This is a genomic window from Cohnella boryungensis (assembly GCF_042651945.1).
Classification (GTDB): domain Bacteria; phylum Bacillota; class Bacilli; order Paenibacillales; family Paenibacillaceae; genus Cohnella; species Cohnella boryungensis.
Genome location: NZ_JBHSED010000003.1, coordinates 339,464 through 351,802, shown reverse-complemented (window position 1 = coordinate 351,802; position 12,339 = coordinate 339,464). Strand labels below are relative to the sequence as shown.

Genomic DNA, 12,339 nt, shown 5'->3' with positions numbered 1-12,339 from the left:
GCCTCGGTCCCGGCGCGGGCTTTCGTCGACTCTTAAGGCTCGGTGCCCCATGCCAGCGTGCCGTTCTCGTAAAGCGTGACCTTGCTCCAGTCGGCATAGGCCGTCTTCGTCGGATCGAACGAATAGTCGTCCGCTTCATTGAAGTTCGTCCAATCCGTCTTCGTCATGCGAAGCTGAATATCGCCTGTCTGGCCGCCGGGAGCCAGCGACCCGGCTCCCGCTCCGAACGACAGCTCGGCGTAAGTGTCAGCGCCCGTTCCCGCAGCGCTTCCGAAGGTCAATTGAATGTTCGTTCCGCCGATCTGCGCCCAGTCGATCCAGGCGTTCATCCCCGCGCTGCCATCCTTCGTAAAGTAATAGCGAACCTTCACATCGCTTAAGCTGACCGCCGTCGCTCCCGTGTTCTTAATGTTCAAATGCGGCTTGATCTGACCGTCGACGGCATTCGTGTCGCCCGCCCGGTACTGCACGACAAGCCCCCCGCCGCTCTGCGCTGCCTGCGGCGTTGCGGCAACCTGAGCGGATGCCGCGCTTTCGCCTGCCGCATTCACCGCCGTTACAACGTAGTAGTATGTCGTTCCGTTCGTTAGACCCGTATTCGTATAGCTCGTCCCTGCAACGCCCGTTGCTACCGCCGTGTACGGACCTCCGTTCGTTGTTGCGCGTTTGACCGTATAGCTTGCCGCTCCGCTGGCCGCATTCCAAGTCAGCGTCGCTTTGGCATTGCCCGTTATCGCCGTAACTCCCCCCGGAGCCGCCGGCAAGGACGGGCCGCCTCCGCCGTACAGATCGGCTAGGCTGATGCCGCTCGTTGTCCCTGCGCCCCCGAGCGGAACCTGGTGATCCAGGCTGACGAACTTGCCGCCGCTCTGCCACAATGCCGGCTTCAGCATCGTATATTTCGCCTCGTCCCAAGTCGCCCAGTCGTCAAGCAGCAGTCCGCCCGTATCCCCCGAATTCGGATTTATGCACCAGAACGTATGATGGATTCCCTCTTCAATCATCAAATCGCGAAGAGCCGTCATCCACTTGTCCTGCCGCGCATCCTGCCCTAATCTTCCGCCCCACTCCCCGACGAGCAGAGGCGCAATGTTTTCTTCGTGGATGAACAGCCAGTTCGGCCTCCACACATCGTTGGTCAAGGTTGTTTTATTGAAATTCGTCTGAAACCAGGGCTGGTCGAATACCAGCGGGCCGTAATCATGCGGCGAGTAGACCAACTGATCCTGATTGGCGCCCAGATTGACCGGATAGTCTCTGACCCCTCTCAGATTGCCGCCCCACCAGGTGGAATGGAAATCCGTCAAGCCGGTCGAAGACCATGTTTTGCCTGCCTTCGGATAAACCTCGATTCCTTCGCACAGAATGAGCACCTTCGGGTTGATCGCCAATATTCGGTTGCCCGCGGTTTCGCACGCATTCTTGAAATTATCGACGTCCGTCGAGCCGTCCCATTTGGCCCGGGAGGCTTGAGACTGTGTCCCGTGAGGCTCGTTCTTGATATCCATAGCCACGATCGTATCGTTGTTCTTGTAGCGCTCCGCAACCCACTCCCATGCCTGATAGAAGAGCTCTGGCGTAATCGTTCCTTTGTACCACATCGGATAGAAGTGGCCCGCGTTGTCCGCTTCCGCGCTGTGAACGTCCAGCATGACCTTCAGTCCATACTGCTCGCACAGCTCCAGCCAGTAGTCCCAGATTTGCAAGGAGTTTTTGCCTGTCAGCTCCGGATTGACGTAGGTGTTGACGTTCGGCTGCCCCCCCATCTGCCCATTCTTCCATTCCAGAAGCAGCTCCGTCGAGATCGGAACGCGTACGATGTTAATTCCCCGATCCGCCATCCCCTTCGTAATCTGCCGGATGTTCGCCGACCACAGTCCGTGGAATACGCGCTCGGATGCGTTGAAGCCAAACCAGTTCGCTCCCGTCAGCCACACCCGGTTGCCTGCCTCGTCCACGATTTTGTTGCCTTCGACGTGCAGCCAATCCTTGGCGGGCACGGCTGCCGCTGCCGATCCGGCACCGGACGCCAATCCGCCCAACAAACCAAATGCCAGCAGCAAAGCCTGAATTGACTTCCATCCCTTGGATCGTTTCATCTTCTTTCCTTCCTTCTCTTAAGGTTCGGCGCCCCACACGAGCGTTCCGTTCATGTACAGCGTCGTCTTGCTCCAATCGGCGTAGGCCGTCTTCGTCGGGTCGAACGAATAGTCGTTGGCTTCGTTGAAGTTCGTCCAATCCGTCTTCGCCATCCGCAGTTGAATGTCTCCCGTCTGAGCGCCCGGCGCCAGCGTACCCGCTCCCGCCGTGAAGGTCAGCTCCGCGTAGGTGTCCGCTCCCGTTCCTGCGGCGCTCCCGAACGTCACTTGAATGTTCGTTCCTCCGATCTGCGCCCAGTCGATCCAGGCATTCATCCCCGCGCTCCCTTCCTTCGTAAAGTAATAGCGGACCTTCACATTGCTCAGGCTCACCGCCGTCGTCCCTGTATTCTTGAGGTTCAAATGCGGCTTGATCTGATTATCGGTCGCATTCGTATCCCCCGCCTTGTACTGCACGACCAGTCCGCCGCCCGTCGCCGGCGCCTGCGGGGTGACGCTCGCTTGCGCCGATGCGGCGCTCTCGCCCGCCGCGTTCACAGCCGTTACGACGTAGTAGTATGTCGTTCCGTTCGTCAATCCCGTATTCGTATAGCTCGTTCCCGCAACGCTCGTCGCTACAGCCGTGTACGGACCTCCGCTAGTCGTGGACCGCTTCACGTGATACCCCGTCGCTCCGCTGGACGCGCTCCAGTTAATCGTCGCTTGACCGTCTCCCGCCGTCGCCGCGACGCCCGTCGGCGCTCCCGGCACCGTCGGATTGCCGATGTCGGGCTCGCTGCCGAATACTCTAACGCCGTTCTCATAAACCGGAATATGCGCCGTCTTCTGATGACTTGCGCTTCCAAGCCCTTGATGGGAGGGATCGTTCGCCGTATTCCACGGCGCTCCGTTAGGGACGTTTAACGTAAAAGTCGTTTGCTTGCGGTATTTGTTGATGTCGCCGGGGTAAATATTCGTTCCCGTGAAATCTACATTCACATAGTAGAGCGTGCCGCTCCAATGCAGCAGATTGCTGATGGCCGCTCCGCCCGCATTGTCCTTGCGAACCGTGACGTCGGCAGCCGTATACCCGCCCTGCAGCAGTTCGCTCAAGTCCACGAAATAGCGGAACGACAGCTTGCTGCTCGCCCGCGGCGGAAGCACGGAGGCATTGTTCAAATAGGCGTCGATTGAAGTCGAGCCCGGCGAGTACGTGTTGGCCTTGGCCTCCACGAACATCTCATCCGGCTGGGAAACCGGCTGCGGGAAGTTCGCCAGCGGCGTTCCGCCGAACATCAGATACATTTTGGCGATCGCGCCCGTAAAGCCGGCGTTATAATCGGTCGCCACTTCGTTGTTGAAGTAGTTGCTCCTGTCGTCGGTGTAGTTATCGCTGCTGCCCGGACCGCCGACAAGCGCCCCATATAGAATGTTACGGTTGTTCGTCGGGTTCTGAATGCTGCCGACGATCGAGCCGTGTGCGCTTCGGTGATGCGGATTTATCGGAGGATTATTGCCGAAGCCGACGACGTAGCTGCGATTGCTTGGGTTGTCTCCCAGCGCATAATTAATCTGAGTAATGCCGAAGTTGCGCAGCGTCTGCGCCTTGCCCGGATTCGTCGTCTCCAGCCAGTCGGAATAGACGAAGGCCAGGAAGGACATATTCGACGCATAGCGCAGGGAGCCCCATTGATCGAGCCAAGCGAGCCCTCCAGGCGTATAGGCGATTCGCTCGTTGTCCGAGGTGCCCGTCGTCCAGTAGTCGAAGCTTCGCTCCACATTGGTCTTGTACACGGCTTTGTTGGTTAGCTTGGCGAGCAGCAATTGAACCGCATAGTGCTTGTCGTCCCACGCCAATCCCCACTTGTATTCCCAATAGGGGCTATTACCGTAATTCTCTTTCTTGAAATTTTGCGTCATATTCTCGGCATACGTCAGATAGCTGGAGTCGTTCGTAGCCAGGTACAGCCACACCCCCGCCCATGCCAGCTCATCGTAATACCCGCTGAAAGAATTGTAGAAGCCTTGAGCGTCTTGGATACAATCGCTGTACTTGCCTCTGTACGTATCGGCAAACTGGAACAATTGCTCCGCGTGCGTAAGCAAGGTAGCCGCATAAGAAGGCTGGCTGGACGCAAACACAATTGAAGAGGCCGCCAGTGCCGCCGCTGTCTCCCCGGCCAGATCGGAGCCCGGGCAGGCAGCGTCAATCTTGTAGGAAGGACGCGCCATCGTCATCGTTTCGGGCGGACCCCAATAAGCATGATCCGCTCCGCCGTTGCCTACTTGTCCGTAGAGCACGTTCGGCGAAGGATGCGCCTTAATCAGATAGTCCGTCACCCACTTGATGTTGGCCAGCAGCTCGTCCATCTGTCCCGTTTGCGTGTAAGCGTCTCCATATTCCTGCGCAGACCAGGCCAGCATCGTCGTCGTATACGCCATCGGCAATCCGAACTTCACATGATCTCCCGCATCGTACCAGCCCCCGGTCAGATCCAGGCCGACATCCGAACCGTCGGATAATGCGGAATCTCCCCGCCACTGAACCCTATTGTTCGAGGGAAGGTCTCCGGCCCTCTGCGCTTCGTAGAAATACATCGACTTTTGCAGCACTTCCGCGTAATTGTAAGTCGAATCGGCGCTTGCCCGATCCGCGAAGCCTATAATTCCTGCGATTCCCGTCCATCCCATCGACACGGCAAGAGCGAATGATCCCCATCTGCGGAACCGACCAGCTGACTTCATGCGCGATTGGCCTCCTTAATTTAGAAAAGGTTTTCTATCTCCTCTTCCATTATAAAACCGCGAACTCTCCCGAAATGTGCGGATTGTGACCACTTTATCGCGTTTTCGTAACCGAAAATGGTTTGATTAAAAAGATCAAAAGAAAATCATGACCGACAACGTCGCAAAGCATCGAATGCGAAGGGCTGAGCGGCCATAAAAAATCCCCAACGGAGACAGGCTTCCCGTTGGGGACTCGATTACAGGTTTTCTATTCGGCTTACGATGTCAGGGTGCTTTCTTTCCCAGTTATCCCGCTCGTTTCTGATACGGATCAATTGCTCCTCCAGGTTGTCCCGGGTCAACAGGACGCCGAAGTTTTCTTGAACGCTCGCTTTATCGGAATTCCATATTCTGTCCATCACGTAATTGCCTATTTTTTTCCCGTAATGGGATTGGTCCATATACATGTCGAATCGATCCGGAGAACTCGTTGTAATCGAATTGAACCCGGAAAAATCCCATACGTCTGTAATCTCCACGACTTCTCTTTTCCAGGCTTCGAATTCATCCCATAATCCCGCTACGCGGATACCTTCCCATTGCAAAGCATGGGAGGGATGAATCATCACGGTTAACTCCACCTGATTGTCGGAGCAAAGCGCAACGAATCTGCGCAGATCATCCAGGCTTTGCTCCGACAACTGATAGCGGGCATAAACCTCTCTATTATGAAGATGATTTTTGAGATGCTCGTAAAACATATTCGTTCCCTGCTCCATAAGCCTTTGATTGCGCAAGATGACCTCTTCCTCGCTGTAGCTGCCGTCTGCCAACAAAATATCGCTGGCGTAGGGATTGCCCGACAGATTTATCCGCAGCACCTTGATACTGTCCTTCAGCGCTTGCTCCGTAAGAAGATTCCCCAGCAGATCTTGCCGGACCCACGCTGCCGACTTCAGCCGTTCCTCGCTGAACACCGGTTTGATTTCCGAGAATTGGCTGAACCCTTCGAAATCTATGCCGAGAACGACTTTCCTTAACGAAGAGTCATGACTCAAAGCATACTCCAGATATCGCCTGGCCACATAGATGTTCGCGCCGGAAAGACCGCTGTTGTAGGCACTCTCCCCTGTGATCAGGCGATAATGTCGAGGATCCAGGCCTCTGCTGGTTCTGGATGAGCCGAGAAAGATGACCTCCGGTTTGCCGGTTGCCAGATATCTCGCTTTGCTCAAATATTCTTGAGTCGGCAGCTTCAAGCCGGCAATAGCTGATTTTCCAAATAGGGAATACGGATCGACAAGATAGTTAGTAACGGCAACCCCTGTACAGCATAGAACAAGCAATATAATGGCCGAGAAGTACCATCTTCTATATTTTTTCATGTTCATTATCCTCAAAAATTAAAATAGACAAACTCGTTTACCTTCGTCAGATTAAGCAAGGCGTATAAGAAAAGAATACAAGTAAACACGAACGTATACCATGCGGGCTTGAACTTGTCCAGCAGCTGATTCGAGTTCTTGAAGCAGAGAACCAGAATAAAGCCGATCAGAATATATTGGACTGCGCCTGTGGCATCGTTAAGCGCGCCTTCGGCAAAGGTGAACGCCTGAATACGGGTCAATTCCGGAAGCAGCTCCGCCAGCTTGGCAGGCAGCACAATTCCGCTTAACCCGAGCATCCCTTTTAATACCTTGACGACGTCCTCCATGCTGGAAGCCCTGAACAGAACAAATGAAAAATTGATCAAATTAAAATTGATGAACCACGCCAAAAATTTGTTCATTCTAATCCTCGTCAATTTCCAGCACCGGTATATGATCATCGACACGCCGTGCAGCAAGCCGAAGAGAACAAAATTCCAGCCCGCTCCGTGCCACAGCCCGCTCAACAGAAACAATACAAGCAAGCCTATGCTGATTCTCAGAGTGACTTTGCTCTTCAGCCCGAGAGGCGAGAACACCCTGTCGAGCAGAAACCTGTTCAAGGGAGCAAAAACATAGCGATTCAAAAACTGGCTTAACGTGACATGCCAGCTATGCCAGGTTTGCTGAATGTTCAATGACTTGTACGGGGAGTTGAAATTGATCGGCAACTTAATATTGAACAGCAAAGCTGCTCCCATGGCCATATCCATATATCCGCTAAAATCGAAATAGATCTGGAAGGTATAGGAGAGCGAAGTAATCCAAGCTTCGATGAAGCTAAGAGACTCCAGCTTATCGAACCCTTCCGTTGCCCATGTCGCGAAGGTATCCGCCAACACGACTTTCTTAAATAAGCCAATCGAAAATACAAACATGCCCATCGCCTGATTTTTATAGCTGACAAGCTTGCTTCTGAGCGCCATGAATTGAGACATCATATCTTTGTGATAAACGATCGGACCTACAATAAGCTGGGGGAAAAAAGTAATAAACAGAAAATAGTTGAGAAGATCCCGTTCCCGGGTCTCTTTCCTGTAACAATCTACGATAAAGGCAATCTGCTGGAAGGTATAGAAGCTGATCGCGAGCGGCAATCCAAGGTTTAAGAGGGCAATGTCCGTGCGCAATAGAGCATTCGCGTTTGAAATCAAAAAGTCAGTATATTTATAGTACCCTAACATGCCGAGGTTAAAGAGGATTCCTACAGTGACAATAGCCTTGCGCTTTGTTGCGGGGTAATTCCGGCCTAACGCCAAGCCGATGCCGTAATTGACGAGAATAGACAACAAGATCAGGGGAAGATAGCTGATATTCCACCAGGAGTAAAAAAACAAAGAACTTAATACTAGCCATGCTTTCGAAGCGATCGTGAGCTTCTTTCTGTTAAGCAGATAATAAACAAGAGTAACGATCGGCAAAAATAGCAAAATAAATTCAAATGAATTAAACAGCATCTATGCTTCTCCGTTTAGCAAGTTAGTCATTCAGGCACAGAAGTATTAATTATATCTCGTTAATAGGCTTGAGGATAGTGAACATTGTCAGTCCTTTGTCATATGACAAATTTAATAAAAAAAATCCAATGTCTATAAAAGACATTGGATAGACAATCTGGAAAACCCGCCCTGACGAGCATTTCCTCCGCTTACAATGCGCTGCCTCCGTACAGGAAGCGATATTCCCAATGCTTGCCGGCGATGCTGTCCGTGCGTACGCCCCCGGAAGCTACCGAATACGTATGCAGCACCTTGCCGTCGCCCAGATAGATCGCCGCGTGGCTGATTTTCTCGGAGAACGCTTTTTTCCCCGTATACTTGGAGGCGCTTGTCCCTTTGTAATCCATGAAAAACATCAGATCGCCGCGTTTGAGCTGACGCCAATCCGTCGTTACGGAGCCCTTGCTCCGCACATAGTCGCCCTGGCCGCGGGAATCGGCCGGCAAGGTAAGATTGATGGCGTCCTTGAACATCTGGCGGATCAGATCCGAGCAATCGAATGTGCGGGTGTTGTCGCGGCTGGACCCGTACTCGTACGGGGTACCCAAATATTTCATGCCGGCTGCAATGATCGCTTCCACCCGGTTTCCGGTTGGCGTCGTCGGCTGCGCCGGCGCGGGCTGCGAGACAGAGCCCGAGACCTGTATGTATTTGCTATCGGAGCTGACATAGCCGGACTGGCCGTTGGCGTCCGTAATCGCGTACCAATAGGAATTGGGTTGGCCGGTTACTTTCACCTGCTCGCCCTTGCTCATGTAGCGGATCCGAGAGGCGTCCGTAGAAGGCCCTGTGCGGAACGATACGCTGCCCGAGATCGTCGCGTTCGTGCCGTTAGCCGCAGCGCTTCCTCCCGTCGAGCCGGAGGGGGCGTTGTTGATGTGAATATACTTGCTGTCCGAAGAGATATACCCGATACTGCCGAACACGTCCTGAACCTGCAGCCAGGCGCTGTTATGACGGCCGAGCACGACGACTTCCTCGCCCTTGCCGATCATGCGGATAACGGATGCGGAGGTGCTTGGCGTTGTGCGGAAGTTGACGCCCGATTGAATCGCTCCCGTCGTAACCGCAGCCTCGGCGCGAGGCAGCGGGATCATCTCCCCTCCCAACAAGGCCGCCGTCAGTAAACAGATTAACGTTCGTTTCACTTTTACGTAATCCTCCTTTGGAATTCGGCATTCGGGAGCGGATAGGCCCCCTGCTTCATTATAAAGACCTGCCCAATCCCTTCCATCGGACATACAACCCAGCAATTGGGTCCCTGAAGTGAATAAAGTTCCATTTGCCGCTGGGTCTCTGGCACGTCAACCCGCGCGAGCGGAGCGTTTGCAACGTTCCGTTTTCCCCAATTTACCAGCGTTTCGTCAGGCAAAAAGCAAAAAAGCCGGAGCCAATCGGCTCCGGCTTCCCTTTCGGTTCTACTCCCCGAGGAAAATAACCCCAACTCGTATTACGTTAGACCCACTGCGAAGACGGGACATTGTCCCGCTTCACCGGATTTTCCGGTCCAAGGCATGAATGCTAAGCTTTATGCTCCGGCTGGCTGCCGGCAGCAGATAAGCTTCCAGCGTAGGCGCGTAGCCGCAGCTATGATTGCCTATCCCGCTTTGCCCCTCGTCGAGCTTCACATGTGTTTCGCGGAGACGCGGCAAGAGATGGGCATGGGAGGTTCTCGTCATCGCTTCCGACGAATAATGGTGCACGCTTGTCTCCAGAAGAGAATCGCCCCGGAAGAACAGTCCGGTCCCCTGTCCGTCCGTCACGGAGGACCACCTTACCTCGGACTTGTTGCCGTTGTCCTGCGGTTTGGGATAAGGGACGAATTGCTCGGCCACTGATCCGTCGTATACTCCCAGCCTGCCGCTTTCCTTGCGGTCGGGATAACACTCGTGAGGGCCTTTGCCGAACCAGGCGAACCTGTCATATTCGTCCGGCATGCTCAGCTCCAGCCCGAATCTCGGCAGCGGAGGCAGTTCTCTTCTGGCTTCAATCGAGGCCTCGATTTCGATCTCCCCGCCCCGATCGATGCGGTAACGCATCCTGGAGAGAAAAGCCATCGCTTCTCCCCTCGCTCCGATCGCGTGTTCGACGGCAATTCGGCAGCAGTCCGGCGAATTCTCCTCTACCTCAAACGAACGCAGCCCGAATTGAAGTCGATCGTATCCGGCCTTCGTCCATTCCTTCGCCAGATGGACATCGTTGTCCAAGGGAGCCCGCCATAGGTTCAACTTGGGGCCAGCAAGCAGCAGCTTCTTCCTTTCCCGCTGCCAGTCGGATATCCAGCCCGTCACCTTATCGAAGGCGATGCTGAAGCTTTCGCCGGTAATGCACAGCTCTTCGCGGCTTTCTGACACGGACAACGCCAAGCTCGGCACGGTCCCCTTGTCCCGCTGGCTTGCGGCCGCCTCCGTCGAGTCGTCCTTGTCCAGAAGCAGATCCGCCCAGGCGATTTCATGGCCGGCCTCCGCCCAGGACGTATCGTCCTTCAGGAAGAACCGGACGTGAATCCAGCACTCTCCGTCAGCCGTCGCCGCAGCGCCGGACGGAAGAGGCAGGCTGATCGTCTCTTCCTGTCCCGGCCCAAGCCGGGAGGGCTCCAGCGTGCCTCCGGCCAGCCTCCCTCCCTCGCTGAGCAGCGCCCATTCGCCGGACAAGTGTTCAAGCGTCAGGAAATGGTAGCGGTTGTGAATGCGAATGAGGCCTTTGCCGATATCGACCGCCTCGATCTTAACCGGTTCGATCGCCTTCTTGTACTCCAGCAAAGCCGGCTTCGGCCTGCGGTCGGGAAACAGCAGGCCGTCCAGGCAGAACGGCCCGCTGTGCGGCTCGTCTCCAAAATCTCCGCCGTAGGCATACCACGGGCGCCCCTCCTCGGTATGCTGAAGAATGCCCATGTCCGCCCATTCCCAGATCAGCCCGCCCAGCAGCCTCGGGTAGGTGTATACCGCCTCCCAGTACTCCTTTTGATTGCCGACGGAATTGCCCATCGCATGACCGAATTCGACCATCAGATAGGGCCGCTTGTCATCCTTGAGCCCTTCGGCGACCAGCATGTCCACCGAGGGATACATCGTGCTGACGATATCCGAGACCGGAGCTTCATAAGCGCGCTCGTAGTGGATCGGGCGCTCAGGATCGGCCTTCCGGATCCACTCGGCCATCGCGTCATGGTTCGCTCCGTACCCCGACTCGTTGCCCAACGACCAGACAATGACCGAAGGATGGTTCTTGTCCCTTTCGACCATTTTCCGCGCCCGCTGAACGTAGGCCTCCTTCCAGTCCGGGTGCTTGCTCAGGTAGCTCTCGTCCTCAATAAAGTGAAAGCCGTGCGTCTCCAGATCAGCCTCGTCAATGACATACAGCCCGTAACGATCGCACAGGTCGAGCCATCTGGCATCGTTGGGGTAATGGGACAGCCGAACGGTGTTGATGTTGTGGCGCTTCATCATCGTAATATCTTCAATCATGTTGTCCATTGTGGTGACATAGCCGCTGTCCGGGTAAAACTCGTTCCGGTTTACCCCTTTGATGATCACGGGCGTTCCGTTAACAAGCAGCTGTCCGTCGGAAATGACGATATCGCGAAACCCGACGGCGATTTCCTTGACTTCCTGCACGGCTCCCTTGTCATCATATAGCGTAAGCAGCAGCGTGTAGAGGTACGGGGTTTCCGCCGTCCATCTCCGGGGAGCCTGAACCGTGGACAGGAAGGTCAGCAGCGAGGCTTCTCCAGCATGGCTCGGTGGCTGCGCGTGGCCGCTGCGATCCAGCACGGGATTCCGCTCGCCGTCCAGCAATACCGCCCGGATCCTCCAGCGCGAGTAATCTCCTTCGGACGCCTGCGTAAGCTTCAGGCTGACCTCCAGCTCGTCCCCTTCGCCGTCTTCTCCCCGTTTTGTCCGCACTCGCGCATCTTCAATGGTCAAGGAGGGCAGCGACATCAAATACACATCGCGAAAAATACCGCTTAGCCGCCATTTGTCTTGAGACTCCAGATAGCTTCCGTCGCACCACTGGTATACCCGAACCGCCAATACGTTCGTCCCTTCTCTGACATAAGAAGAAACGTCGAACTCCGAGAAATTGTGACTGCCCTGGCTGTACCCGACGAATTGACCGTTCACCCATACATGGAAGGAGGAATCGACCCCCTCGAAAGCAAGGCGAACCTGACGAGCCTCCCAGCCCTCTCTTAAGGCAAAGGTCGTGCGGTAGCAGCCGGTAGCATTCTTAAGAGGCACGTTCGGAGGATCGATCGGGAACGGATAGGGACAGCTGCTGTAATGAGGCTTCCCGTAGCCGTGGATCTGCCAGTTGCCGGGAACGGGAATGCGATCCCAGCCCTCGTCCGCATAGTCCGCTCTATAAAAATCCGCCGGAGTCAGCTCCGGCGCATCGGCGTAATAGAAGCTCCAGCTTCCGTTCAATAGATGATAATAGGGGGACGCTAGCCGATCGGGGCGGCCGTTCGCAGATGGACTCGCATAGGGAATCAGATCCGCCCGAGGCGGTATCGTATTGCGCTCCAGGCACTCCAGGTTCGTCCAATCCGGCTTCATGCCATCTCTCGTCATCAATGGTGCTCCTCCTTCTTCTTGAGACGCAAAT

General features: G+C 55.0%; 6 protein-coding genes. All 6 read right to left on the bottom strand.

Annotation, left to right across the window (positions count from 1 at the left end; translation table 11 throughout):
* Positions 1-32 precede the first annotated feature (32 nt).
* The 6 genes from ACFO1S_RS02785 to ACFO1S_RS02760 all read right to left on the bottom strand — a co-directional run bounded on the left by ACFO1S_RS02785 (position 33) and on the right by ACFO1S_RS02760 (position 12,305).
* The gene (locus ACFO1S_RS02785; RefSeq protein WP_378126200.1) at positions 33-2,099 is read right to left on the bottom strand and encodes a cellulase family glycosylhydrolase; all 2,067 of its coding nucleotides are present in this window, start codon (positions 2,097-2,099) and stop codon (positions 33-35) included.
* A gap of 18 nt (positions 2,100-2,117) precedes the next feature.
* Positions 2,118-4,823 carry a glycoside hydrolase family 9 protein gene (locus tag ACFO1S_RS02780; RefSeq protein ID WP_378126198.1) on the bottom strand — a complete coding sequence of 902 codons (2,706 nt, stop codon included), beginning with the start codon at positions 4,821-4,823 and terminating at the stop codon, positions 2,118-2,120.
* A 239-nt stretch (positions 4,824-5,062) separates the two neighbouring features.
* On the bottom strand, positions 5,063-6,190 hold the full coding sequence (locus tag ACFO1S_RS02775; protein WP_378126196.1) for a hypothetical protein: 1,128 nt from the start codon (positions 6,188-6,190) through the stop codon (positions 5,063-5,065).
* Between the two features lie 11 nt (positions 6,191-6,201).
* Entirely contained in the window at positions 6,202-7,689 is a 1,488-nt protein-coding gene (locus tag ACFO1S_RS02770) for an MBOAT family O-acyltransferase (protein ID WP_204600767.1), read from the bottom strand.
* Between the two features lie 191 nt (positions 7,690-7,880).
* Positions 7,881-8,879 carry a C40 family peptidase gene (locus ACFO1S_RS02765; RefSeq protein WP_378126194.1) on the bottom strand — a complete coding sequence of 333 codons (999 nt, stop codon included), beginning with the start codon at positions 8,877-8,879 and terminating at the stop codon, positions 7,881-7,883.
* A 342-nt stretch (positions 8,880-9,221) separates the two neighbouring features.
* Positions 9,222-12,305 (bottom strand): glycoside hydrolase family 2 TIM barrel-domain containing protein, encoded by a 3,084-nt coding sequence (locus tag ACFO1S_RS02760; RefSeq protein WP_378126286.1) that lies wholly within the window; start codon positions 12,303-12,305, stop codon positions 9,222-9,224.
* Between the last annotated feature and the right edge of the window lie 34 nt (positions 12,306-12,339).

Bases quoted from the DNA above. Each gene is read 5' to 3' on its own strand.
- ACFO1S_RS02770 (WP_204600767.1), bottom strand. From the start codon at position 7,689: ATGCTGTTTAATTCATTTGAATTTATTTTGCTATTTTTGCCGATCGTT.
- ACFO1S_RS02785 (WP_378126200.1), bottom strand. From the start codon at position 2,099: ATGAAACGATCCAAGGGATGGAAGTCAATTCAGGCTTTGCTGCTGGCA.
- ACFO1S_RS02780 (WP_378126198.1), bottom strand. From the start codon at position 4,823: ATGAAGTCAGCTGGTCGGTTCCGCAGATGGGGATCATTCGCTCTTGCC.
- ACFO1S_RS02760 (WP_378126286.1), bottom strand. From the start codon at position 12,305: ATGACGAGAGATGGCATGAAGCCGGATTGGACGAACCTGGAGTGCCTG.
- ACFO1S_RS02775 (WP_378126196.1), bottom strand. From the start codon at position 6,190: ATGAAAAAATATAGAAGATGGTACTTCTCGGCCATTATATTGCTTGTT.